This window comes from Azospirillum argentinense (assembly GCF_000632475.1).
Taxonomy (GTDB): Bacteria; Pseudomonadota; Alphaproteobacteria; order Azospirillales; family Azospirillaceae; genus Azospirillum; species Azospirillum baldaniorum.
Genome location: NZ_CP007794.1, coordinates 468,087 through 491,904 on the forward strand (window position 1 = coordinate 468,087; position 23,818 = coordinate 491,904).

Annotated in this window: 27 protein-coding genes; 21 read left to right on the forward strand and 6 right to left on the reverse strand. The window is 68.8% G+C overall.

What is annotated here, in order from left to right:
• Positions 1-150: 150 nt before the first annotated feature.
• The 3 genes from ABAZ39_RS16285 to erpA form a co-directional block, all read right to left on the reverse strand.
• Complete coding sequence (locus ABAZ39_RS16285; RefSeq protein ID WP_040134008.1) at positions 151-723, reverse strand: hypothetical protein; 573 nt, start codon at positions 721-723, stop codon at positions 151-153.
• A 73-nt stretch (positions 724-796) separates the two neighbouring features.
• Entirely contained in the window at positions 797-1,582 is a 786-nt protein-coding gene (locus ABAZ39_RS16290) for an exodeoxyribonuclease III (protein ID WP_040134009.1), read from the reverse strand.
• Between the two features lie 45 nt (positions 1,583-1,627).
• On the reverse strand, positions 1,628-1,996 hold the full coding sequence (erpA, locus tag ABAZ39_RS16295) for an iron-sulfur cluster insertion protein ErpA (protein WP_040134010.1): 369 nt from the start codon (positions 1,994-1,996) through the stop codon (positions 1,628-1,630).
• A 218-nt stretch (positions 1,997-2,214) separates the two neighbouring features.
• Between erpA and ABAZ39_RS16300 the strand changes: the two genes are divergently transcribed.
• The 12 genes from ABAZ39_RS16300 (at position 2,215) to tatC (ending at position 12,509) form a co-directional block, all read left to right on the forward strand.
• Positions 2,215-3,414: a deoxyguanosinetriphosphate triphosphohydrolase gene (locus ABAZ39_RS16300; RefSeq protein WP_040134011.1), complete on the forward strand. Its 1,200-nt coding sequence runs from the start codon at positions 2,215-2,217 to the stop codon at positions 3,412-3,414.
• 61 nt (positions 3,415-3,475) lie between these two features.
• Positions 3,476-5,236, forward strand: coding sequence for an arginine--tRNA ligase (gene argS / locus ABAZ39_RS16305; RefSeq protein WP_040134012.1), 1,761 nt, complete (start codon positions 3,476-3,478; stop codon positions 5,234-5,236).
• The gene (locus tag ABAZ39_RS36965) at positions 5,233-5,691 is read left to right on the forward strand and encodes a hypothetical protein (RefSeq protein ID WP_051658183.1); all 459 of its coding nucleotides are present in this window, start codon (positions 5,233-5,235) and stop codon (positions 5,689-5,691) included. The genes argS and ABAZ39_RS36965 overlap by 4 nt, the downstream gene beginning before the upstream one ends.
• 95 nt (positions 5,692-5,786) lie before the next feature.
• Positions 5,787-6,005: an SPOR domain-containing protein gene (locus tag ABAZ39_RS36970; RefSeq protein ID WP_051658184.1), complete on the forward strand. Its 219-nt coding sequence runs from the start codon at positions 5,787-5,789 to the stop codon at positions 6,003-6,005.
• Positions 5,977-7,059 carry a beta-N-acetylhexosaminidase gene (gene nagZ / locus ABAZ39_RS16315; RefSeq protein ID WP_081863101.1) on the forward strand — a complete coding sequence of 361 codons (1,083 nt, stop codon included), beginning with the start codon at positions 5,977-5,979 and terminating at the stop codon, positions 7,057-7,059. The genes ABAZ39_RS36970 and nagZ overlap by 29 nt, the downstream gene beginning before the upstream one ends.
• A gap of 48 nt (positions 7,060-7,107) precedes the next feature.
• Positions 7,108-7,800: a site-2 protease family protein gene (locus ABAZ39_RS16320; RefSeq protein WP_051658185.1), complete on the forward strand. Its 693-nt coding sequence runs from the start codon at positions 7,108-7,110 to the stop codon at positions 7,798-7,800.
• A gap of 4 nt (positions 7,801-7,804) precedes the next feature.
• Positions 7,805-8,623 (forward strand): segregation and condensation protein A, encoded by an 819-nt coding sequence (locus ABAZ39_RS16325; RefSeq protein WP_040134014.1) that lies wholly within the window; start codon positions 7,805-7,807, stop codon positions 8,621-8,623.
• Positions 8,620-9,273: an SMC-Scp complex subunit ScpB gene (gene scpB, locus ABAZ39_RS16330; protein ID WP_081863102.1), complete on the forward strand. Its 654-nt coding sequence runs from the start codon at positions 8,620-8,622 to the stop codon at positions 9,271-9,273. The genes ABAZ39_RS16325 and scpB overlap by 4 nt, the downstream gene beginning before the upstream one ends.
• A gap of 124 nt (positions 9,274-9,397) precedes the next feature.
• Positions 9,398-10,708: an ABC transporter ATP-binding protein gene (locus ABAZ39_RS16335; RefSeq protein ID WP_040134015.1), complete on the forward strand. Its 1,311-nt coding sequence runs from the start codon at positions 9,398-9,400 to the stop codon at positions 10,706-10,708.
• A gap of 99 nt (positions 10,709-10,807) precedes the next feature.
• Complete coding sequence (locus tag ABAZ39_RS16340) at positions 10,808-11,113, forward strand: twin-arginine translocase TatA/TatE family subunit (RefSeq protein WP_040134016.1); 306 nt, start codon at positions 10,808-10,810, stop codon at positions 11,111-11,113.
• A 48-nt stretch (positions 11,114-11,161) separates the two neighbouring features.
• Entirely contained in the window at positions 11,162-11,683 is a 522-nt protein-coding gene (tatB, locus tag ABAZ39_RS16345; protein WP_040134017.1) for a Sec-independent protein translocase protein TatB, read from the forward strand.
• A 22-nt stretch (positions 11,684-11,705) separates the two neighbouring features.
• A complete protein-coding gene (gene tatC / locus ABAZ39_RS16350; protein WP_040134018.1) occupies positions 11,706-12,509 on the forward strand; it encodes a twin-arginine translocase subunit TatC in 804 nt (267 codons plus the stop codon).
• 13 nt (positions 12,510-12,522) lie between these two features.
• On the opposite strand, the gene ABAZ39_RS33100 is transcribed toward tatC, so the two are convergent.
• Complete coding sequence (locus ABAZ39_RS33100; RefSeq protein WP_051658186.1) at positions 12,523-13,686, reverse strand: GGDEF domain-containing protein; 1,164 nt, start codon at positions 13,684-13,686, stop codon at positions 12,523-12,525.
• Positions 13,687-13,871: 185 nt separating this feature from the next.
• Between ABAZ39_RS33100 and serS the strand changes: the two genes are divergently transcribed.
• The 4 genes from serS to ABAZ39_RS16375 are packed head-to-tail and all read left to right on the forward strand — an operon-like array spanning position 13,872 to position 17,926.
• Entirely contained in the window at positions 13,872-15,137 is a 1,266-nt protein-coding gene (gene serS, locus ABAZ39_RS16360; protein ID WP_040134019.1) for a serine--tRNA ligase, read from the forward strand.
• Complete coding sequence (gene surE, locus ABAZ39_RS16365) at positions 15,137-15,919, forward strand: 5'/3'-nucleotidase SurE (RefSeq protein ID WP_040134020.1); 783 nt, start codon at positions 15,137-15,139, stop codon at positions 15,917-15,919. The genes serS and surE overlap by 1 nt, the downstream gene beginning before the upstream one ends.
• 28 nt (positions 15,920-15,947) lie before the next feature.
• Positions 15,948-16,601 (forward strand): protein-L-isoaspartate(D-aspartate) O-methyltransferase, encoded by a 654-nt coding sequence (locus ABAZ39_RS16370; protein WP_040134021.1) that lies wholly within the window; start codon positions 15,948-15,950, stop codon positions 16,599-16,601.
• A gap of 38 nt (positions 16,602-16,639) precedes the next feature.
• Positions 16,640-17,926 carry a LysM peptidoglycan-binding domain-containing M23 family metallopeptidase gene (locus ABAZ39_RS16375; protein ID WP_247881703.1) on the forward strand — a complete coding sequence of 429 codons (1,287 nt, stop codon included), beginning with the start codon at positions 16,640-16,642 and terminating at the stop codon, positions 17,924-17,926.
• On the opposite strand, the gene ABAZ39_RS16380 is transcribed toward ABAZ39_RS16375, so the two are convergent.
• Positions 17,883-18,740: an ATP-binding protein gene (locus ABAZ39_RS16380; protein WP_014197286.1), complete on the reverse strand. Its 858-nt coding sequence runs from the start codon at positions 18,738-18,740 to the stop codon at positions 17,883-17,885. The two genes, ABAZ39_RS16375 and ABAZ39_RS16380, sit on opposite strands and share 44 nt — an antisense overlap.
• Positions 18,741-18,878: 138 nt before the next feature.
• On the opposite strand from ABAZ39_RS16380, the gene ABAZ39_RS16385 reads away from it, so the two are divergent.
• The 5 genes from ABAZ39_RS16385 (at position 18,879) to ABAZ39_RS16405 (ending at position 23,108) form a co-directional block, all read left to right on the forward strand.
• The gene (locus tag ABAZ39_RS16385) at positions 18,879-19,619 is read left to right on the forward strand and encodes a hypothetical protein (protein WP_040134022.1); all 741 of its coding nucleotides are present in this window, start codon (positions 18,879-18,881) and stop codon (positions 19,617-19,619) included.
• Between the two features lie 111 nt (positions 19,620-19,730).
• Entirely contained in the window at positions 19,731-20,102 is a 372-nt protein-coding gene (gene yajC / locus ABAZ39_RS16390) for a preprotein translocase subunit YajC (protein ID WP_014197284.1), read from the forward strand.
• A gap of 36 nt (positions 20,103-20,138) precedes the next feature.
• On the forward strand, positions 20,139-21,737 hold the full coding sequence (gene secD, locus ABAZ39_RS16395; RefSeq protein ID WP_040134023.1) for a protein translocase subunit SecD: 1,599 nt from the start codon (positions 20,139-20,141) through the stop codon (positions 21,735-21,737).
• 12 nt (positions 21,738-21,749) lie between these two features.
• A complete protein-coding gene (gene secF, locus ABAZ39_RS16400) occupies positions 21,750-22,703 on the forward strand; it encodes a protein translocase subunit SecF (RefSeq protein WP_040134024.1) in 954 nt (317 codons plus the stop codon).
• Positions 22,704-22,730: 27 nt separating this feature from the next.
• Entirely contained in the window at positions 22,731-23,108 is a 378-nt protein-coding gene (locus ABAZ39_RS16405) for an Mth938-like domain-containing protein (RefSeq protein WP_040134025.1), read from the forward strand.
• An 85-nt stretch (positions 23,109-23,193) separates the two neighbouring features.
• Here the strand turns inward: ABAZ39_RS16405 and ABAZ39_RS16410 are convergent, their stop codons facing one another.
• The gene (locus ABAZ39_RS16410) at positions 23,194-23,799 is read right to left on the reverse strand and encodes a superoxide dismutase (protein WP_014197280.1); all 606 of its coding nucleotides are present in this window, start codon (positions 23,797-23,799) and stop codon (positions 23,194-23,196) included.
• Positions 23,800-23,818 lie beyond the last annotated feature (19 nt).

Consider the following 23,818-nt stretch of genomic DNA (forward strand, 5'->3'; position numbering starts at 1 on the left):
CCCCGCTTTGATCCCCAAAGACGGAGCCTGATTTCGGCTCTCCGCTTGCCGGGGATCGGAAGCGGGGGGAACATGCCGTGTCCCTGGTCCGGGGTCAACTCGCTTTTGAGCCCCGTTGTGCAGCGAACACCGACGTTGAACGTGAGGGCGTCACATCCGGATCGGGCGGCCCAGGTTCGACAGTCGCTTCGTCGGCTTCGGGGGCGTGGGGGAGTCGGAGAAATCGGGCAGGCTGGGGGCGCGGCTGATGACCTTGCGGATCATGACGCCGGTCGCTTCCAGATCCTCGATCACCGTGGCCGAGACGCGGCCCGCGTAATGTGGGCGGTCCAACTTGGTGCGCATCTCCTCGATGATCTTCAATTCCGGCTCGAACAGTTCGCGGGCGCCGATGGGAAGCGCCTGATCGTCCCGCATCCGTTCGAAATAGTTCCGCGTGGCGCGGGCCAGCAGGCCGGTCAGCAACAAGTCGATCCGTTCGAACTCCGTGCGCAGGTCGGCCAGCTTAGCCGTGTTGACGGTCGTCAGGCGCTCTTCCGTCAGCGCGACGAGGGCGCGCACCTCTTCCACCTTCCGGCGGAAGCCGAGGAAGGAGGAGAAGCGATCCTCTTGAATGTCGCGCTGCGCACGCGCGCCCAGAGCGATCGCCTCGCCGGTCTGCTGCTCAATGGCCGTCAGCAGTTCTTCGATCGCTCTACGGCCGCTGTCCTGTCCCCAGACCATCGTCTTGCCGCCTCTCCCCGCGGATGGACGCTCGCTCGGTTTCCGAGTCGGCCTTGAGGATGCGCGAAAAAATTTAAGAAATGTCTGACCCGTCGCGCAGGTCGAGCAGGACGGGCGTATGGTCGGACGCCTTTTCCGCACCGCGCGGGCGGCGGTCGATGCGGCAGCCCTCCAGACGGTCGGCGGCCTGCGGGGACAGCAGGAAGTGGTCGATGCGCAACCCCAGGTCCCGGGGCCAGCAGCCCGCCTGATAGTCCCAGAAGGTGTAGGCGTGGTCGTCGTCGTGCAGCGCGCGGTAGGCTTCGGTCAGACCCAGATTCAGCAGGGCGCGGAACTTCGCCCGCGATTCGGGCTGGAACAGGGCGTCACCGGCGAAGGCCACCGGGTCGAAGACGTCGCGCGGTTCCGGAATGATGTTGTAGTCGCCGCCCAGAACGAAGGGGATTTCCTGGGCCAGCAGGCCGCGGGCATGGGCGTGCAGCCGGTCCATCCAGCGGAGCTTGTAGGCGAACTTCTCCGTCCCGAGCGGATTGCCGTTGGGCAGATAGAGCGAGGCGATGCGCACGCCGCCCACCGTGGCCTCGACATAGCGGGCCTGCTCGTCCTCCGGTTCGCCGGGCAGACGGGTCAGCACGTCCTCGTGCGGCGCCTTGGAGAGGAACGCCACGCCGTTGTAGGACTTCTGCCCCACCGGCGTGACGTGGTAGCCGAGGTCTTCGAAGGCGGCGCGGGGGAAGGCCGCGGTCTCGCACTTGATCTCCTGCAGAAGCGCGACGTCCGGGGACTCCGCGCGCAGCCAGTCGGTGATCAGCGGAAGGCGGGCCTTCGCCGAATTGACGTTCCAGGTGGCGATCTTCACGTCGTGTTCTTCTTGTTCGGCAAAGGCCAGGGGAGAAAGGAACCGTCAGGCGGCGAAGGAGTTGCCGCAGCCGCAGGAGGCCGTGGCGTTCGGGTTCTTGATCTGGAAGGCGGCCCCCATCAGGTCCTCGACATAGTCGAGGGTGGAGCCGGCGAGCAGGTCCAGCGAGACGTCGTCGGTGACGACCTTCACGCCGTTCTTCTCGAACACATGGTCGTCCTCGTTCGCCGTGGCGTCGAAGGCGAAGCCGTACTGGAAGCCGGAGCAGCCGCCGCCCGACACGGTCAGGCGCAGCATCAGGGCCGGGTCGCCCTCATGCTCGATCAGGAAGGCGACGCGCTTGGCGGCGCTGTCGGACACGGTCAGAACGCGCGCACCCTCTTGCGCGGTGGCGGGAAGGGCGGTGTCGGGCATGGGACGGACCTCGGTGTTTCGCGGGCAGGGTTTCGCGGGACAGACGACACGATGACGAATGTAAGGGTGTGTCCGCCTTTCGTCAAAGGCATGTCCGGCGAACTCATGCCTGACCTGCGGTTCGCCTGCGCCCGAATGCCTGTGTGGCTGCCGGATGTCTCGGCGGGTTTCCGCCTTCGCCGTTGCACAGCGCGGTTTGCGTCGGTAGTGTCCGCGCCATGACGGCGGACTTCTTCCAGGATCGCCCGGCGCCCTATGGCTGCGACCCCGCACAGACGCGCGGCCGGCTGTTTCCGGAGCCGGAAAGCCCGACGCGCTCGTGCTACCAGCGCGACCGCGACCGCATCGTGCATTCCGGCGCCTTCCGCAAGCTGAAATACAAGACCCAGGTCTTCGTCTATCACGAGGGCGATTATTTCCGCACGCGCCTGACCCATAGCCTGGAGGTGGCGCAGATCGCCCGCTCGATCAGCCGCGCGCTCGGGCTGAACGAGGATCTGGCGGAAGCGGTGGCGCTCGCCCACGATCTCGGTCACACGCCGTTCGGCCACGCCGGCGAGGACGCGCTGAACGCCTGCATGGCGCCCTACGGCGGCTTCGCCCACAACGACCAGACGCTGCGCATCCTGACGATGCTGGAGCGGCGCTACGCCGATTTCGACGGGCTGAACCTGACCTGGGAAGCGCTGGAGGGCGTGGTCAAGCACAACGGGCCGCTTCTGCCTCTTGGTGATGGTGAAACGCTGCCGACGACGCTGGCCGCCTTCCAGGAGCGCTGGGACCTGGAACTTCACACCAACCCGGGCGCCGAGGCGCAGGTGGCGGCCCTGGCCGACGACATCGCCTACAACAACCACGACATCGACGATGGTCTGCGCGCCGGCCTGTTCACCGTGGACGAGGTGGCGGAGCTGCCGCTGGTCGGCCCGGTGGTGCGGCAGGTCTGCGACCGTTATCCGGGGCTGGAGCGCTCCCGCCTGATCCACGAGACGATCCGGCGGATGATCAACAACATGATCGTCGACCTGCTGGCCGAGACGCGGGAGCGGCTGGACCGCCACCGTCCGGGCAGCGCCGCCGAGCTGCGCGCCCTGCCGGAGGCGGTCGTCAGCTTCTCCCCCGCGATGTTCGAGGCGCAGCGGCCCTTGCGCGCCTTCCTGAAACAGCGCATGTACCGCCACTACCGGGTGAACCGGGAAATGAGCAAATGCAAGCGGGTGGTCACCGCCCTGTTCGACCTGTTCATGGCCGAGCCGAACACCCTGCCGACGCAATGGCAGGAGGATGTCGCGAAGCAGGGAGGGCAGGGGGACCGGACGGTTCTGGCGCGGCTGGTCGCCGACTACATCGCCGGGATGACCGACCGCTACGCGCTCGCCGAATACGCCCGCCTGTTCGACATGGACGCCAAGACCTGAACGGCCCAGACCTAAACGGCTAAGACCTAACCGGCCCAGACCTAAAGCAAGAATTGAACCGATGAACATCTTCAAGGTCTTCGAGAACGACATCCGCAAGCTGCTGGACGAGCTGGCCGCCGAGGGCCAGATCCCGGCGGGGCTCGACACCGCGCGCCTGACGGTGGAGCCGCCGCGCGAGGCGGCGCATGGCGACCTGTCGACCAACGCGGCGATGATCCTGGCCAAGCCGGCGGGCAAGCCGCCCCGCGCGCTGGCCGAGCTGCTGGTGGCGAAGCTGAAGACCCGCCCCGACGTGGCGAGCGCCGAGATCGCCGGTCCGGGCTTCGTGAACCTGCGCCTGACGACCGACGTCTGGCGCGACCGCATCCGCGACGTGCTGACCGCCGGCACCGCCTATGGCGAGAGCACGCTGGGCGGCAAGCGTCCGGTGAACGTCGAATACGTGTCGGCCAACCCCACCGGCCCGCTGCATGCAGCCCACGGCCGCGGCGCCGTGTTCGGCGACGCGCTGGCCGCCCTGTTGGAGAAGGCCGGCTACGCCGTCGCCCGTGAGTATTACATCAACGACGCCGGCGCCCAGGTCGACGTGCTGGGCCGCTCCACCTTCCTGCGCTACCGCGAGGCGCTGGGCGAGGACATCGGCGAGATTCCGGCGGGCCTCTATCCTGGCGAGTATCTGAAGGAGGTCGGGCAGGCCCTGGCCGAGCGCGACGGCAGCAAGTGGGTCGGCGCGGACGAGGCCGACTGGCTGCCGGCGTGCCGGGACTTCGCCATCGCCACGATCATGGAATGGATCAAGGAGGACCTCGGCGTCCTCGGCGTCCGCATGGACGTCTACAGCTCCGAACGCGCGCTGGTGAAGGCCGGGGCGGTGGACACGGCGCTGAAGGCGCTGGAGGACCGCGGCCTGATCTACGTCGGCGTGCTGGAGCCGCCGAAGGGCAAGAAGCCCGATGATTGGGAGCCGCGCCCGCAGACGCTGTTCAAGTCCACCGACTTCGGCGACGACGTCGACCGCCCGCTGAAGAAGTCGGACGGGTCCTTCACCTACTTCTCCAACGACATCGCCTATCACTACGACAAGCACCGCCGCGGCTTCGATCTGCAGATCGACGTGTGGGGCGCCGACCATGGCGGCTACGTCAAGCGCATGCAGGCGGCGACCACGGCGATCACCGAGGGCAAGGCGTCGCTGGACGTGAAGCTGTGCCAGCTCGTCCATCTGATGAAGAATGGCGAGCCGGTGAAGATGTCCAAGCGCGCCGGCACCTTCGTGACGCTGTGCGACGTGATCGAGGAGGTCGGCCGCGACGTCGTCCGCTTCATCATGCTGACCCGCCGCAACGACCAGACGCTGGACTTCGACTTCGCCAAGGTCGTCGAGCAGTCGAAGGACAACCCGGTCTTCTACGTGCAGTACGCCCACGCCCGCTGCCGCTCGGTCCTACGCCACGCCGCGACGGCGCTGCCGGGGGCCGACCTGTCGCTGGCGGCGCTGGCCGCCAGGGCCAATCTCGCCCGTCTCGACAGCGAGGAGGAGATGACGCTGGCCAAGCGTATGGCGACCTGGCCGCGTCTGGTCGAATCCGCCGCCGAGGCGCACGAGCCGCACCGCGTGGCCTTCTACCTCTACGACCTCGCCAGCGACTTCCACGCGCTGTGGAACAAGGGCCGCGACGACACCAGCCTGCGCTTCCTGATCGACGGCGACGAGGAGGTGACGGTGGCCCGTCTGGCGCTGGTCAGCGCGGTCGCCACGGTGATCGCCTCCGGCCTTGCGGTAATGGGTGTGGAGCCGGTGGAGGAAATGCGGTCATGAGGTATGAGGGCGATGCCAACTACGCCAGCGATCCCTACGGCACGCCGCCGCAGCGGGGAGGTCGGCGCGGTCTGCTCGGCCTCGGTCTGGCGGTAGTCGGCATCGTGGCCTTCGCCGGCGCGATCGTCGTGGTCTATGGCGGCAAGGGGCAGAGCACGCCGGACGGCGGCCCGCCGCTGCTGATGGCCGACAGCGCGCCGACCAAGGCCCGCCCGGAACAGCCCGGCGGCATGGAAGTGCCGCACCAGGACAAGCTGGTCTACGAGCGGCTGAACGACCGCGGGTCGAAGTCGCAGATCGAACGCCTGCTGCCGCCGCCGGAGGAGCCGCTGCCGCGGCCGGTCGTGGCCCCCCAGGTGCCGCCGTCGCCGACCCTGCCGGAGGCGCCCGCGGTGGCCCAGCTGCCGCCGCCCCCGCCGGGCTCCACCACCACGGTGCCGCGCCAGGACTCGTAGCCCGCGCCGCCGGTGGCGGCCGCCCCGGCTCCGCAGCCGGCACCTGCTCCGGCGAAGGCGTCGGTGGGGGAAACTGGCGTGTCCAGCTCGCCGCGGTGCGCAGCGAGGCCGAGGCCTCGACGGAGTGGAAGCGCCTGACCAGCCGCCACGGCGCGGCGCTCGGCGGTCTGTCCATGCAGGTCGCCAAGGCCGATCTGGGCGAGAAGGGCATCTTCTACCGCATCCAGGGCGTCGGCCTTGACGAGGAGCGCGCCAAGTCGGTCTGCGCCCAGCTCAAGTCCCAGAATGTGGGGTGTGTGGTTGTCCGTCCCTGATCCGGCTTTGCCGAACGCCCGAAACGCGTCCGGACCCCATCGTGCAGTGGTGTTCGGCGCCACCGGCACCGCCCTGACCGCGGACGAGCGCGCCTTTTTCCGTGACGCCGATCCGCTGGGCTTCATCCTGTTCCGGCGCAACTGCGACACGCCGGAGCAGGTGCGTGCGCTGGTGGCGGAGATGCGCGCGGCGGTGGGCCGCGCCGACGCGCCGGTGCTGATCGACCAGGAAGGCGGTCGGGTGGCCCGCATGCGCCCGCCGCACTGGCCGGCCTTTCCGCCGATGCGGGCGTTCGGCGACCTCGCGGCCCGTGACGCCGCCGCCGGGCGGGGGGCCGCCCGGATCAACGCCCGGCTGCTGGCGCTGATGCTGGCGGACTGCGGCGTGACGGTGGATTGCGCCCCGGTCTGCGACGTGCCGGTGGAGGGCGCCCACGACATCATCGGCGACCGCGCCTTCTGCGGCGATCCGGCCCGCGTCGCCGATCTGGCGCGGGCGACCTGCGAGGGGCTGATGGCCGGCGGCGTTCTGCCGGTCGTCAAGCATCTGCCCGGCCATGGCCGGGCTTTCACCGACAGCCACGCCGAACTGCCGGTGGTGGACGCCCCGCGCGCGGCGCTGGAGGCCACCGACTTCGCGCCCTTCCGCGCCCTGGCCGACATGCCGCTCGGCATGGTCGCCCATGTGGTGATGAAGGCCATCGACCCGGACCAGCCCGCCAGCACCTCGGCGATCGTGGTGCGCGAGGTGGTGCGCGGCGCCCCCATCGGCTTCGACGGGCTGCTGTTCAGCGACGACCTGTCGATGGGCGCGCTGGCCGGCGGCATGCGCGGACGCGCGGAGGCGGTTCTCGCCGCCGGGCTGGACGTCGTGCTCCATTGCAATGGCGTGATGGAGGAGATGGTGGCGGTGGCCGAGGGCGTTCCGGCGATGAGCGGCGCGGCGGTGCGGCGCTGGGCGAGGGCCGAGGCGATGCGCGGCCCGGCGCAGCCGGCGGACGCCGACGACCTGCGGGCGCGTCTGGCGGAATTGCTGGGAACTCCCCAGGTTTAGAGCCATGCTCAGGCTTCCCCGGCGAATCCGGGGGGCGCAACGGGAGAGATGCGCGTGCTGGAAGGTCTGATCGACCGCATACCGATGATCTTTGCGGTCGCCATCCCCGCGATCCTCGCCATCACGATGCACGAGGCGGCGCACGGATTCGTGGCGATGTGGCGCGGCGACGACACGGCGTGGCGGCTGGGCCGGGTGACGCTGAACCCGCTCCGCCACATCGACCCCCTGGGCACGGTGGTGCTGCCGGCGGTGATGTATTTCACCACCGGCTTCGTCTTTGGCTGGGCCAAGCCGGTGCCGGTGAATTTCGGGCGTCTGCACCACCCGCGCCGCGACATGGTGTGGGTGGCGCTGGCCGGGCCGGGGGTGAATTTCGTGCTGGCGCTGGTCTCCGCGATCATCTGGGGCTTCACCAGCCCGCAGGGCGGGGCGACCGAGATGTGGTTCCGCGCCGCGCTGGAGGTGTCGGTCCTGGTCAACGTCGTGCTGATGGTCTTCAACATGATCCCGCTGCCGCCGCTCGATGGCGGTCGCGTGGCGGTCGGCATCCTGCCCGACGTGCTGGCCTTCCCGCTGGCCCGGCTGGAGAAATACGGCATGCTGATCCTGATCGGCGCCTTCTTCCTGCTGCCCTTCATTGGGCGGGAGCTGGGCATGGACCTCAGCGTCTTCTCCTGGGTGCTCGGCCCGCCGGTGGATTACATGATCGAGCTGATCCGCATCCTCAGCGGCAACTGACGGCATGGTCGGCAGGAAACCCCCGGATCGTGAGGACGAGGGCGCCGAGGCGGCCAGCCCGGCGGACCAGCTCGTCCTCGTCCTGGACGGGTTCGAGGGGCCGCTCGACATGCTGCTGGCACTGGGGCGCGAGCAGAAGGTGGACCTGACGAAGATCTCCATCCTCCAGCTCGCCGATCAGTATCTCGCCTTCATCGCCGAGGCGCGGAAGGTGCGGCTGGAGCTGGCGGCGGATTACCTCGTCATGGCGGCGTGGCTGGCCTACCTGAAATCGCGCCTGCTGATTCCGGAGGTCGAGGACGAAGAGCCGTCGGGCGAGGACATGGCGGCGGCGCTGGCCTTCCAACTCCAGCGGCTGGAGGCGATGAAGGGGGCGGCGGCCAAGCTGTTCGCCCGCCCGCAGCTTGGGGTGGACCGCTTCGCCCGCGGCGCCCCGGAGGACCTCGACATCCTGCGCAAGTCGGTCTTCCAAGTCACGCTCTACGACCTGCTGAAGGCCTATGGCGAGCACAAGAAGCGGCAGGAGGGCGGCGTCCTGCACATCGAGCCGGTGCGCCTTTATTCGCTGGAGGACGCGGTGCGCCGCCTGTCCGAGCTGCTGGGCCGCATGCCGGACTGGGCCACCCTGTCGAGTTTCCTGCCCGACGGCGTGCGCGGCGGGCTGCTGACCCGCTCGGCGCTGGCCGCCCATTTCGCGGCGACGCTGGAGCTGGCCAAGGCCGGCCGTGTGGAGCTTCGCCAGGACGGCGCCTTTTCCCCCATCTACGTCCGCCGGGCATCGCGCCGGCATGAGCACCAGCATGAGCAAGGCGACGAGGAATGAGCGGACCCGACGGCATGATCCAGGAGATCGAGAACCCGGAGGAGGTCGAGCGGCGCCTGCGCGATCTGCGCCTGCTGGAGGCGTTGCTGTTCGCCTCCGCCGATCCGCTGGACGAGGAGACGCTGGGCAGGCGGCTGACCCGCGACGCCGACGTGCGGGCGCTGCTGGAGGAGCTGCGCGTCCATTACGCGGCGCGCGGGGTGAACCTGATCCGCACCGGAGCCGGCTGGTCCTTCCGTACGGCGATGGACCTCGCGCCGCTGCTGCGGCAGGAGGAGGAGGTCTCCAAGAAGCTGTCCCGCGCCGCCATCGAGACGCTGGCGATCATCGCCTACCACCAGCCGGTGACCCGTGCAGAGATCGAGGCGATCCGCAGCGTGGCGACCAGCAAGGGGACGCTGGACATCCTGATGGAGAATGGCTGGATCCGGCCGGGGCGCCGCCGCGAGACGCCGGGCCGTCCGCTGACCTGGATCACCACCGACCATTTCCTCGACCATTTCGGCCTGGAGACGCTGCGCGACCTGCCGGGGGTGGAGGACCTGCGCGCCGCCGGGCTGCTCGATTCGCGGCCCGTGCTGCTGGGCATCGGCGGTGCCGGTCTGGAGGACGCGGAACCATCGGAAAACGCTGACGATTCCGATACCTGAGCGAAACGCTCGAAAATAAGAACCATTTGCATCGGGGTCGGCGCACCGGTACTAAGGTCAATCGACCGCCATCAAACGACCCCCGGGCCGCTTCAGACTGGGACCGCCATAGACTGGGACTGCCATGGATCGTCCGTCCGTCACCGACGCCCGCTCTTTCTCCGCGACCGGAGACGCCGTTTCCGAACCCCGGCCGGCCGGCCTGCGCACCGCCCTGCGCGACAAGGCGTCGGCCCTGTTCAGCCGCGGGACCGATCCGCGGCAGGGCGCGCCCTGCGAGGCCGCGCCGGTCACGCTGCCGGCCAACGGGCGGCATCTCGACGCCTCCGGCCCGCAGGGCGGCGCTGCCGCCATCGCAATGGAGGCCCTGGCGCTGAATGGAGTCACCCACCGCTACGGGCGCGTCGTCGCCGTCGACGACGTCAGCGTGACCATCGGGGCGGGGGAGATCGTCTGCCTGTGCGGGCCGTCGGGCTGCGGCAAGTCCTCGCTGCTGCGCATCGCGGCGGGGCTGGAGGCGGTGCAGACCGGCTCGGTCCGGATCGGCGGAACCGTGGTGGCGGACGAGCGCGGCGCGGTGCCGCCGGAACGCCGCGGCGTCGGCCTCGTCTTCCAAGATTACGCGCTGTTTCCGCACCTGTCGGTGCTCGACAACGTGCGCTTCGGCCTGACCGCCCTGTCCGGCGAGGCGCAGCGCAAGCGCGCGCTGGAAACGCTGGGGCAGGTCGGCATGGCCGGCTACGCCGATTCCTTCCCGCACCATCTCTCCGGCGGGCAGCAGCAGCGCGTGGCGCTCGCCCGCGCGCTCGCCCCGAATCCGGCGGTTCTGCTGCTCGACGAGCCCTTCTCGGGCTTGGACGCCCGGCTGCGCGAGCAGGTGCGCGACGAGACGCTGCATGTGCTGAAGCAGAACGGTGCGGCCACCATGCTGGTCACCCACGACCCGGAGGAGGCCATGTTCCTGGCCGACCGCATCGCGCTGATGCGCGCCGGCAAGGTCGTTCAGGTCGGCAACCCGGTGGACCTCTACACCCGCCCAGTGAACGCCTTCGCCGCCGAGTTCTTCGGCGAGGTCAACCGGCTGGCGGGCGTCGTGCAGGGCGGGGCGGTGGACACGCCGGTCGGCCCGATTCCCACGGAGATCGCCGACGGCACCGCCGTGGACGTGCTGATCCGCCCGGAAGCGCTGAAGCTGTCCGCTCAGCCCACCGCCACGGTTCCCGCCGGGGACCTGCTGGTCCTGGCGCGCGTGATGGCGGCGCGCCTGCTGGGCCGGACCAGCCTCGTCCATCTCGACGTGCCGGACGGGAAGGGCGGGTCGGTGCATCTGCACTCCCGCATGCCGGGCCAGTTCCTGCCCGCCGAACAAAGTCACGTTTCGGTGTGCATGGACCTGTGTCAGGCCTTCGTTTTTCCAGCCGGTGCACCCACTTAGTCGTTTGAGCGGTTTCGCCCGACCGATCGTTGCGGGAGGGGAACCTTTCTGCCATAGTGCCGCCCCGCCATTGGGCTGCCTGTTCAGGAAACGTGTGTCATGGGATTCTCCAGCGTCTGGCATTGGGTCATCGTCCTTCTGATCGTCCTGCTCCTGTTCGGCGCCGGCAAGCTGCCGAAGGTCATGGGCGACCTCGCCAAGGGCATCAAGAACTTCAAGGCCGGCCTGAAGGACGAGGAAGAGGGTACCGCCACCGGTGCCGACTCCAAGGTCCTGAACCAGCCGGTCCCGCCGGCCCAGCCGGTGTCCTCGGTCCATCCGGTTCCGCCGGCCCCGGTTTCGCCCGCCCCGGTTCCGCCCGTCGCCGACCCCGGCGTGAAGAAGGACGAGACGGCCCGCACCTGACCGTCCGGCGCCCTTCATCCCCGCGCCGCTTCGAAAGGCTGAGGAGCCATGTTCGACATCGCATGGTCGGAACTGATGGTCATAGCGGTCATCGCCCTCGTGGTGATCGGCCCGAAGGACCTGCCCAAGGCCATCTACACCCTGGGAAAATGGGTGAAGAAGGCGCGCGTCGTCGCGCGCGATTTTCAGGGCCACATCGACGACATGATGCGCGAGGCGGAGCTTGACGAGCTTCGCAAGGAGGCCCTGAAGGTCCGCGACACGAACCTCCAGAAGATGGTCGAGAACACGATCGATCCGAAGGGGGAACTGAAGGGCGCCTTCGACGTGGGGGCCAACCTCGGGGCCGACGGCTATCACGGCAGCCCGCCGGAGGATGGTCCCGCTCCCGTGCCTCCCGTCGGATCGCCGCAGGTGACGGCGGCCCAGCCGCAGCCGGCGACCGAACCGCCGGTCACGGCCCCGCTTCCTCCGGCACCGCCCGCGGAATTCGTCCCGGCCCCGGCCCAGCCGCCGGTTCCGGCCTCCGCCGATTCCGCTGCGGCGGCAACCACGAACAAGCAGGCGTGACCCAGTGTCCGGCGAAACGCGCATGACCGGCGAGTCCGACGACGAACTCGAAGAAAGCAAGATGCCGCTGATCGACCATCTGGTCGAGCTGCGCAACCGTCTGATGTACGCGACGCTGGCGATCATCGTTGCCTTCTTCGTGTGCTATGCTTTCTCGGACCGGATCTACAACTTCCTGGTCCAGCCCCTGGCCGACATCCTGGCCGGGCAGGGGCGGCGGATGATCTACACCGGCCTGACCGAAGCCTTCTTCACCTATGTGAAGGTGGCCTTCTGGGCCGGCTGCTTCCTGTCCTTTCCCATCGTCGCCAGCCAGATCTGGATGTTCGTCGCGCCCGGCCTCTACAAGCACGAGCGCAAGGCCTTCCTGCCGTTCCTGGTGGCCACCCCGATCCTGTTCTTCCTGGGCGGGGCGATGGTCTACTACTTTATCTTCCCGCTGGCCTGGCGCTTCTTCCTGGGGTTCGAGTTCCACCCGGGCATGGACGCCGGTGCCCTGCCGATCGAGTTCGAGGCCCGCGTCAGCGAGTATCTCGGCCTCGTGATGCACCTCATCTTCGCCTTCGGTCTGGCCTTCCAGCTTCCGGTCCTGCTGACCCTGCTGATCCGGGCCGGGCTGCTGACGACGGAGACGCTGGCCGCCAAGCGGCGCTACGCCATCGTCTTCGTGTTCATCGTCGCGGCGATCCTGACCCCGCCGGACGTCATCAGCCAGGTCGGCCTCGCCATCCCGCTGCTGGCGCTTTACGAGGTGTCGATCCTGATCGGCCGCCGCATCGAGAAGACGCGCGGCGACACCGACGAGACGGAAGCCGAGCAGGCGTAAGGCCCGTCACGCCTTACGCCGTCGCTTCGTCGACCATCACCTGATTGCGGCCGTTCCGCTTGGCCCGGTAGAGGGCCAGGTCGGCGGCCGCCAGCGCCGCGTCGAGATCCTCGCCGCTGCGGCAGGCGGCGATGCCGATGCTGACGCTGGCGGCGATCTCATGGCCCTGAAAGGGCAGCGGCCGCGCCGCCACGTCGCGCCGCAGCGCTTCCGCCAGCGTCACCGCCCCGGTGCGGTCGGTGTCGGGAAGCAGAAGGCAGAACTCCTCCCCGCCATAGCGTCCGAACAGGTCGGTGCGGCGCAGCCGCGCCGTGACGGTCTCGGAGAAGAGCCGAAGAAGCGCGTCGCCGGCCAGATGGCCGAAGGTGTCGTTGACCCGCTTGAAGCGGTCGAGATCGAGAAGCAGCAGGGTCAGCGGCGCCCCGTTGCGTTGCGCCCGCAGCAACTCCCGCTCGGCGTGCTTCAGGAAGGCCCGGCGGTTGTAGGCGCCGGTCAGCGGGTCGATGGTGCCGATGCGGTCCAGATCGGCCTGAAGCTTCTCGCTGGTCATGGCGAGGAAGCCGAACCCCCAGCCCGTGACGGCAAGGATGGCCTCCAGGAATCCGGCGCTCTGCACCAAATTGGGCGTCAGGATGCTGTCCAGCGGCCCACCCCAGGCGGTCAGCACGGCGCGCCCGGCCACGAACAGGGCGTGGGCCAGGAAAACCAGGGCGGTGACCCGCTGCGCCCGCCGCGGCCGGTCCGCCGGCCCCGTCCACCACAACTCCAGGGCGGCCAGCAGCGACAGGCCGGCGATTCCGGCGGACATGATCAGGATGCGCGCCGTCACGTCGTTGGTTGCCACCACGAACCACGCGATGCCGGCGGTCAGCACGGCGAGCAGCGCCATCCCGAAGCGCCAGGGAATGGACCGTCCGGCGAAGCTGCGCACGCCGAACCAGTTCAGGATGTAGGTGGCGGCGACCAGGGCGTTGCTCAGCGGTACGACGGCGGCGGGCGGCCAGACCCCGTAAACGGTGACCATGGCCATCCCGACGGTGCCGAGCAGCGCTCCCCCGGCCCAATAGACCAGCGCGGTGATGTGGCGGTGCGCCCTCCAGGTCAGGAAGGCGGCGATGGACAGCAGAACGCCGATGCCCACCAGGACGATGACGAGGGTGCGGGTGTCGAGGATCATGTCCGGAGTGGGGAGGGCAGCGGTCGATTCCGGGGTTCTGCACGCATTCGCGTTCCCGGCGCCACCGATAAGTATAGGACACCAATCATTTCAGGGGCTTTCCCATCGGCGGGGCTCCGCCTCTGGACCTTCACCCGGCGGCGGACTATAACCAGCCTCCCACCCATTCCGTATCGCCGTGAGCCATGCACGACCTTCGCGCCATCCGTGAGAACCCCGAATCCTTCGACCGCGGTCTCGCCCGCCGGGGCCTTGAGCCGATGTCGCCGACGGTGCTGGACCTCGATTCGCGCCGCCGCGCCGCGCAGACCCAGCTTCAGGAAATGCAGGCGCGCCGCAACGAGGCGGCGAAGGAGATCGGCCTCGCCAAGCGGGAGGGCCGCGACGCCCAGCCGCTGATGGACGAGATGGCGCAGCTCAAGGAGCGGCTGCCCCAGGTCGAAGAGGAGGAGAAGGCGCTGGGCGCCGAGCTGGACGGCCTGCTCGCCTCCATCCCGAACCTGCCCGCCGACGATGTTCCGGAAGGCCCGGACGAGAGCGCCAACGTCGAAATCCGCCGCTGGGGCGAGCCGAAGGCCATCGCGGACGCCAAGCAGCATTTCGAACTGGGCGAAGCGCTGGGCCTGATGGATTTCGAGGCGGCGTCGCGCATGTCCGGCGCCCGCTTCACCGTCCTGAAGGGCGGGCTGGCCCGGCTGGAGCGCGCGCTCGCCGACTTCATGCTGGACATTCACACCGGCGAGCACGGCTACACCGAGATCGCGCCGCCGCTGATGGTCCGCGACAACGCCCTGTTCGGCACCGGCCAGCTTCCGAAGTTCGAGGAGGACCTGTTCCGCACGGGCGATCACTACCTGATCCCGACCTCGGAAGTGCCGCTGACCAACCTCGTCAACGACCAGATCGTGGCGACGGAGGAACTGCCCCACCGCTACACCGCGCTGACCCCCTGTTTCCGCGCCGAGGCCGGGTCGGCCGGGCGCGACACGCGCGGCATGATCCGCCAGCACCAGTTCTGGAAGGTCGAGATGGTCAGCGTCACCGCCCCGGACCAGTCGGAGGCGGAGCATCTGCGCATGACCCAGTGCGCCGAGACCATCCTGCAGCGGCTGGGGCTGCCCTACCGCGTGGTGACTCTGTGCACCGGCGACATGGGCTTCTCGGCGCGCAAGACCTACGACATCGAGGTCTGGCTGCCCGGCCAGAACATGTACCGCGAGATTTCGAGCTGCTCGAACTGCGGCGACTTCCAGGCCCGCCGCATGAAGGCGCGCTGCCGTCCGAAGGGCGAGAAGCAGACGCAGTTCGTCCACACGCTGAACGGCTCGGGCGTGGCGGTCGGGCGTTGCCTGATCGCGGTGCTGGAGAACTACCAGCAACCCGACGGCTCCATCCTGGTTCCCGAAGCGCTCCGGCCCTACATGCGCGGGCTGGAAAGGATCACCACCTGATGTTCGATCTCCCGCTCGACCTGTCGAACGCGCGCATCCTCGTCACCAATGACGACGGCATCCACGCGCCGGGCCTGAAGGTTCTGGAGGCCATCGCCCGCTCCATCTCCGACGACGTGTGGGTGGTGGCGCCGGAGATGGAGCAGTCGGCGGCCAGCCACTCGCTGACCATCAACCGGCCGCTGCGCCTGCGCCAGCTGGACGAGCGGCGCTACACGGTGGACGGCACGCCGACCGACTGCGTCCTGCTGGCCGTCAACCACATCATGAAGGACGCCCGTCCGACGCTGGTCCTGTCCGGCGTCAACCAGGGCTCCAACATCGGCGAGGATGTGACCTATTCGGGCACCATCGCGGCGGCCATGGAGGCAACCCTGCTGGGCGTCCCGGCCATCGCGCTCAGCCAGCACTACGAGAACCGCGCCCAGATCGACTGGTCGGCGGCGGAGCGTTGGGGGGCGGAGGTGATCCGCAAGGCCGTCTCCACGCCTTGGCCGAAATACGTCCTGCTCAACGTGAACTTCCCGGCCTGTCCGGCGGACCGGGTCACCGGCATCCAGGTGGTCCGCCACGGCAAGCGCAAGATTGGCGACGAGTTGGTGGAACGTGTCGATCCACGCGGCAAGCCCTATATCTGGATTGGGACCCTGCGCGGCGAGGCCGACGTGGCGCCCGACACCGACATCCATGTGGTCTTCCACGGGGGCATTTCGGTGACGCCGGTCTATCTGGATCTGACGCACACGCCGACGCTCCAGACCTTGCGGCACGCGTTCGAGTAATCCGGTTTCCGAGGTGAATGGGTAGGGTGTGACGGTCGAGGCACGCAAGATCCGGCTTCTGATGGCGTTGCGCCGCAACGGCGTGACCGACACCCGGGTTTTGGCCGCGATCGAGCGAATCCCGCGCGAGCGCTTCGTCCCCGACCCCTTCCAGGATCAGGCGTGGGAGGACACGGCGCTTCCCATCGATCTGGGCCAGACCATCAGCCAGCCGCTGATCGTGGCGCTGATGACCCAGGCGCTGGAGCTGGGGGAGCGGCAGACCGTGCTGGAAATCGGCACCGGCTCCGGCTATCAGGCGGCTGTTTTGTCGCGGCTGTGCCGACGGGTCTACACCGTCGAGCGGCTGCGCCCGCTGCTGACCGAGGCGGAGGCGCGATTCCAGGCGCTGCGCCTGAACAACATCACGACCCGCCACGGCGACGGGACGAAGGGCTGGCCCGAGCAGGCGCCGTTCGAGCGCATACTGGTCACGGCCGCCGGAGGCCCCGATGCGCCAAAGGACTTGACGGATCAGCTCGCCGTTGGTGGTGTCATGGTCATCCCGCTGGGGGACGACTACCGCGGTCAGCGGGTCGTCCGCATCCGGCGGACCGAAACCGGTCTTACACGGGAGGACTTGTGGCCCGTCCGCTTCGTACCGTTGCTGTCCGACCCTCCGTCCCCGCCAGGAACGGAGTAGCCGGCCCGTTCGGCGTGTCACTTGGCGTCACATCCAGCGTGTCTGGGCGCGCCCTCCTCGCGGCGCTGGCGTTGATTCCGCTGCTCGCCGCCTGCCAGCAGCGCACCGGCGATCTGGCGCCGGTCACCTCGGTGTCCAATTCCCCGGACTCCATCGGCGGAGCGGTGATCGTGCAGCGCGGGGACTCCGCCTATTCGCTGTCGCGGCGCTACAACGTGCCGCTGCGCGACCTGCTGGAGGTCAACCACCTGTCGCCGCCCTACCAGTTGCAGGTCGGCCAGCGTCTCGTCCTGCCGGTATCGCGCCAGTACATCGTCCAGCGCGGCGACACGCTCTATGGCATCTCCCGCATGTTCAGCGCGGACATGAGCGAGCTGACCCGGCTCAACGGCCTGACCGCGCCCTACGCGGTGCAGGCCGGGCAACCGCTGCGCCTGCCGGGTGGAGACGCCCCGGGCGGCACCGCGGTGGCCCAGGCGCCGTCCTCCAGCGCGGGGTCCGCCGTCGGCGGGGTGGTGGCTTCGGCCCCGGTCAAGCAGGTGTCGCGCGGGTCCATCCAGGCGGCGGAGCTGCCGCCTCCGGGCGCCTCGGCCCCGGCTCCGGTCGAGAGGGCCCCGGTGGAGAGTCCCTCGCAGACCGCGACCGTCCTCGCCCCGGTGCCCGGCGCCAAGCCGGCCGCCGCGCCGGAGGGGACGACCGGAGCCCCCGTCTATCAGCCGGGGCAGGCCCCGACCTCGCTGCGCCCGCCCGGCCAGAAGCCCGCCGTTCCGGAGCCCGCGCCCGCGCCGCGTGCCGTCGAGGCCGCTCCGGTCCCGCCTCCGTCGCCAGCACCGGCCCAGGAGGTCGCCGCCGCTCCGCCCCCGCCGCCCAAGGCCGCGGAGCAGGCGCCGGCGCAGCGCGCCACCGGGCGCCTGCTCTGGCCGGTGAAGGGGAAGGTGATCTCGACCTTCGGGCCGAAGCCGGACGGTCTGCACAACGACGGCCTGAACATCGCCGCGGCCAAGGGAGCGACGGTGGTCGCCGCCGACAACGGCGTCGTCGCCTATGCCGGCAACGAGCTGCGTGGCTTCGGCAATCTGCTGCTGGTGAAGCATTCGGACGGCTTCATCACCGCCTATGCCCATCTCGACCGCATCGACGTCGAGCGGGGCGTGGCGGTGAAGCGCGGGCAGGCCATCGGCACGGTCGGCCAGACCGGGTCGGTGACGAGCCCGCAGCTTCACTTCGAACTGCGCAAGGGCAGCCAAGCGGTCGATCCGCGCGACCGCATGGAGCCGCGGGTCAGCGAAGGGGCTTCTCCAGACGGCCAGCCAGGTCCTGGATGAACTGCCAGGCCACCCGGCCGGAGCGGCTGCCGCGGGTCACCGACCATTCCACGGCCTCGGCCCGCAGCTGCTCCGCCGGGATGTCCAGCCCGAAGCGGGCGGCGTAGCCCTCGATCATCGCGAAGTAGGTCGGCTGGTCGCAGTTGTGGAAGCCCAGCCACAGGCCGAAGCGGTCGGACAGCGACACCTTCTCCTCGACCGCTTCCGCCGGGTTGATGGCGGTGGAGCGCTCGTTCTCGATCATGTCGCGCGGCATCAGGTGGCGGCGGTTGGAGGTGGCGTAGAACACCACATTCTCCGGACGCCCCTCGATCCCACCCTCCAGAACGGCCTTCAGCGACTTGTAGTGGGCGTCGTCATGGTCGAAGGACAGGTCGTCGCAGAACAGGATGAAGCGGCGCGGCTCGTCCTTCAGCCGGGCGAGCAGGCGGGGCAGGGTGGGGATGTCCTCGCGATGGATCTCCACCAGAGCCAGCGTGCCGGGATGGTCCTGGGCCACCGCGGCGTGCACCGACTTGACCAGCGAGCTTTTGCCCATGCCGCGCGAGCCCCAGAGCAGGGCGTTGTTGGCGGGCAGACCGGTGGCGAAGCGGGTGGTGTTGTCCAGCAGGATGTCGCGCTGCCGCTCGACGCCGCGCAGCAGGCCGATCTCCACCCGGTTGACGGTGGGCACCGGCTCCAGCCGGTCGGGATCGGCGTGCCAGACGAAGGCGTCGGCGGCGCCGAGGTCGAGCCGGCCCGGCGGCGGCGGGGCGAGCCGTTCCAGGGCCTCGGCGATGCGGGTGAGGAGGGGCAGCAATTGGGCGTCCGACATCGTGTTCCTTCGCAGGCGTTTCTTCCGGTTTCGTTGCGCCGACCCTAACCCGCCGGCGCGCCGCCGGACAAGGCGCTGCGCTTGCGGGGGAGGCGTGCGCGCCGCTATGGTGCCGGGAACGCGAACCGAGGGACGGCCATGCACGCAGAACGTTCCGCCGATTTCCCCAACCCGGCGGGGAGCGCCGCGCATGTCCTGCGGCGGCTGGAGGAGACACCCCTTCGCGAGGACCCCTTTCCGCATCTGGTGGTGCCGGACGTCCTGCCGGCGGACCTCTACGCCCGCGCCATCGCCCACTGGCCGAGGTTCGAGGCGCTGGCCCTCCTGCAGATGGACACGCTGCCCCAGCGCTATCAGATGGTCCTGACCGACCGCAATCTGAGGGAGATGGAGCCGGAGGCCGAAGCGGTTTGGCGGGAGGTCCGCGATTGCCTGTTCGGGCCGGAGACCTTGAAGCGGCTGGCGCCGCGCTTCCCCTCGCTCGCCGCCAAGCTGGAAACGCCCGTCGCCGCCCGGCCGGCCATGGTCTACGCGCGTCTGGTCGAGGACCATGCGGGCCACGCCATGCTGCCCCACACCGACGTGTTCGGCACCTTCCTGTCCATGCTGCTCTACATGCCGGCGGACGACAGCCGTCCCAATCTCGGCACGGCGCTGTACCGACCCCGCGACCCGTCCTTCACCGCCAACGCCGGGCGCTCGACCGAACGGTTCCCGCGCGAGGATTTCGAGCTGGCTGGCACAGCGCCCTTCCTGCCGAACCATCTGCTGGCCTATGCACCGTCCGACCGGTCCTTCCACGGGGTGGAGCCGGTGGAGGCGCCCTGCACGCGCCGCTTCCTGCTTCTCTTTGCCGTGATGGACAGCCGCGGCCCTTGAAGCCCGGCGGACGTACCCCTATTCCATTGCATCGACGGCCCGGACCGTTATAGTCGCCGCGTCCGCGAGCGCCCGCTGCGCCTTCGGAACCAAACCACAGGGAGCCTCCAGATGTTCGTTTCGACGGCCTATGCACAGACCGCCGCGCCCGCCGCCGGTGGGGCCGACATGATCGTGCAGTTCCTGCCGCTGATTCTGATTTTCGTCGTCTTCTATTTCCTGCTGATCCGTCCGCAGCAGAAGAAGATGAAGGAACACAAGGGCATGCTGGAGTCCATCCGCCGCGGTGACCGCGTGGTGACCGGCGGCGGCATCATCGGCACGATCACGAAGGTCGGCCCGGACGACGAGCTTCAGGTCGAGATCGCCGAGAACGTCCGCGTCCGCGTCATGCGCTCCACCGTGAACCTCGTGCTGTCGAAGTCCGAGCCGGCCAAGAGCGCCGACGAGAAGGCTGAAGAGAAGGTCGTGGACCGCAAGTAACGCGGTTCTCCGGTAGCGAACGGGACTGGTTTACGAATGCTGTATTTTCCGCGCTGGAAGATTTTTCTGATCGTCGCGATCTGCGTGCTCGGGACCATCCTCACGCTGCCGAACTTTCTCAGCCGTGAGACGTTGTCGGCCCTGCCGAACTGGTACGCGCACAACCGGGTCAACCTCGGCCTCGATCTGCGCGGCGGGTCGCACCTGCTGCTTGAGGTGGACATGGGCGCGGTCATCCGTGACCGCGTCGAAGGCTTGGTCGATTCGGCTCGCACCCAGCTGCGCAACGACAATGTCGGCTACACGGCGATTAACCCGGGCGACCGCGGCATCACCGTGCAGCTCCGCGACCCGGCGCAGGCCGACACGGCGGTGCGGTCGCTGCGCCAGCTCGCCAACACCATCGGTGGTGGACCGCTCGGCGGCGGCCAGCCGGACCTGGAGGTCACCGCCAGCGGCGGCAGCGTCACCGCCCGGCTCAGCGAGATCGCCCTGCGCGAGCGCGCCACCCAGGCCATCGAGCAGTCCATCGAGATCGTGCGGCGCCGCATCGACGAGACCGGCGTCAACGAGCCGACCATCGCCCGCCAGGGCGCCGACCGCATCCTGGTCCAGCTTCCCGGCGTCGAGGACCCCGACCGCGTGAAGCGGCTGCTCGGCACCACCGCGAAGATGACTTTCCGTCTGGTCGACATGAACGCCGACCCGAGCGCCGGCCGCGCCCCTCCGGGCACCGACATCCTGCCCTCGGCCGAAGGCGGGCGGGCGCAGAGCGCCTACGTCATCCGCAAGAAGGTCGAGGTGGACGGCGCCAACCTGACCAACGCCACCGCGGGCAGCAACCCGCAGACCGGCGAGTGGGTGGTCAATTTCGAATTCGACAGCATCGGCGCCCGCCGCTTCGCCGACGTGACCCGCGCCAACGTCGGCCGGCCCTTCGCCATCGTGCTCGACAACAAGGTCATCAGCGCCCCGGTGATCCGCGAGCCGATCACCGGCGGACGCGGCCAGATCAGCGGCAACTTCACCGCCGCCGATGCCAACGACCTTGCCGTCCTGCTGCGCGCCGGCGCCCTGCCGGCCCCGCTGAAGGTGATCGAGGAGCGCACGGTGGGCCCCGACCTCGGCGCCGATTCGATCCGCGCCGGCCTGATGGCGGTGGGCATCGGCTTCGTGCTGGTCTGCACCTACATGATCGCCGCTTACGGCCTGTTCGGGGCCTTCGCTTGCTTCGCCCTGCTGGTCAACACCGTCCTGACGCTGGCCGCGCTGTCGCTGCTCCAGGCGACGCTGACGCTGCCGGGCATCGCCGGTATCCTGCTGTCGCTCGGTCTGGCGGTCGACGCCAACATCCTGATCAACGAGCGTGTCCGCGAGGAGACCAAGAAGGGCCGTGGCGTCTTCGGCTCGGTCGAGGCCGGCTTCAGCCGCGCCTACTCCACCATCGTGGACGCCAACCTGACCACCGCCATCAAGATGGCCATCCTGTTCGTGCTGGGCACCGGCGCGATCAAGGGCTTCGCCGTCACCATCACCTTCGGCATCCTGATTTCGCTGTTCACGGCCACCGTGCTCGTGCGTCTCATGATGGTCAGTTGGCTGCGCAAGACGCGGCCGGCCGCCCTGCCGGTGTAAGAGGTCATTCCCATGTTCCGGCTTCGTCTGGTCCCTGACAACACCAACATCCAGTTCATGCGCGGGCGACACGCCGGCCTGATCGTGTCGGCGTTCCTGTCGATCGCGTCGGTGGTGCTGTTCTTCTATCCCGGCCTGAACTACGGCATCGACTTCCGCGGCGGCATCGTCATCGAGGCGCGCACGCCGCAGGCCGCCGACTTCGCCTCGCTGCGCCACACGCTGAACCAGCTCAACATGGGGCAGGTGCAGTTGCAGGAGTTCGGCTCGCCCCAGGACGTGCTGATCCGGCTGGAGCGCCAGCCGGGCGACGACGCGGCCCAGCAGGTGGCCGCCGACAAGGTGAGGGCCACGCTCGCCCAGGAGATTCCCGGCACCACGGTGCGCCGCGTCGAGGCGGTCGGCGCGTCGGTCAGCGGCGAGCTGTTCTTCAACGGCATGCTGGCGCTCGGTCTCGCGCTGCTGGCGATGCTCGTCTACATCTGGTTCCGCTTCGAATGGCAGTTCGGGTTGGGCGCCATCGTCACGCTGCTTCTGGACGTGACGAAGGTGGTCGGCTTCTACGCGATCACCGGGATGCAGTTCAACCTGACGGCCATCGCGGCGATCCTGACGATCATGGGCTATTCGACCAACGACAAGGTCGTGGTCTATGACCGCATGCGCGAGAATCTGCGCATCTACAAGAAGATGCCGCTGCGCGAGCTGATCGACCGTTCGATCAACGAGACCCTGAACCGCACGCTGGGCACCTCCATGTCGACGCTGCTGTCGATCCTGCCGCTGGCCTTCTTCGGCGGCGAGGCGTTGCAGGACTTCGGCATCGTGCTGATCTTCGGCATTTTCCTGGCGACCTCCTCGTCCATCTTCATCGCCGCCCCCATCTTGCTGTTCCTGGGCGAGAACCGGCTGCGCCGCAACGCGCCGGCGGAGAACGCGGCCCCGGCCGCCAATCCGACGCCCTGAGCGACAAGAACAGGAAACGGACAAGAGATGGCGGACATCACGCCGATCATCCCGTCGGACCGTCAGGTCATCGACGGCTACGGAGACGGGCAGTTCTGCGTGTCCGGGCAATGGCGCACCGGCGCGGTTGTGGTCCTTCCCGACCGCACGGAGCCCTGGCGCCCCCAGGACTTCGCCGCACTGACGGCGGATGACTTCGCCCAGATCATCGCGGCGGAGCCGCGAGTGGAGTTCCTTTTGCTGGGCTCAGGCGCCCGGATGCAGCTTTTGCCCAAGGCGCTGCGCCAGAGCCTGCGCGACGCCGGGCTGGTGGTTGAGGTGATGGACACCGGGGCCGCCTGCCGCACCTACAACGTCCTGCTGGCCGAAGGCCGGCGGGTGGGGGCGGCACTGTTGCCGGTGTGATCCGGGTCGGAAGCCCGACCGGAAGAGACCAACAAAAAAGGCCCCCGATTGGGGGCCTTTTCCGTTCTGGCGATCCGGTAGAGGATCAGGCCGGGGCCTTCGACAGGCGCTCGGCCACGAATTCCCAGTTCACCAGGCTCTCCAGGAACGCCTTCACGAAGTCCGCGCGGCGGTTCTGGTAGTCGACGTAGTAGGCGTGCTCCCACACGTCGGCGGTCAGCAGCGGGAAGTGGCCCTGGGCCAGCGGGGTGTCGGCGTTGGAGGTCTTGGTGACCTTCAGCTTGCCGCCGTCGATGTACAGCCACGCCCAGCCCGAGCCGAACTGGGTGATGGCGGCGTTCGAGAATTCTTCCTTGAACTTGTCGACGCTGCCGAAGTCGGCGATCAGGCGCTTCTCAAGCTCGCCCGGGATGGCGCCGCCACCGTTCTTCTTCATGCTCTGCCAGTAGAAGGTGTGGTTCCACACCTGACCGGCGTTGTTGAACAGGCCCTGCTTGGAGGCGTCGCCGTAGCTTTGCTTGATGACGTCTTCCAGGCTGGCGTCGGCCAGCGGGCTGTCCTTCGTCAGGTTGTTCAGGTTGGTGACGTAGGTCTGGTGGTGCTTGTCGTGGTGCAGGTGCAGCGTCTCCGACGACATGAACGGCTGCAGAGCATCATAGCCATACGGGAGCGGCGGCAGTTCGAACGCCATTGAGTTACCCTCTCTTCTT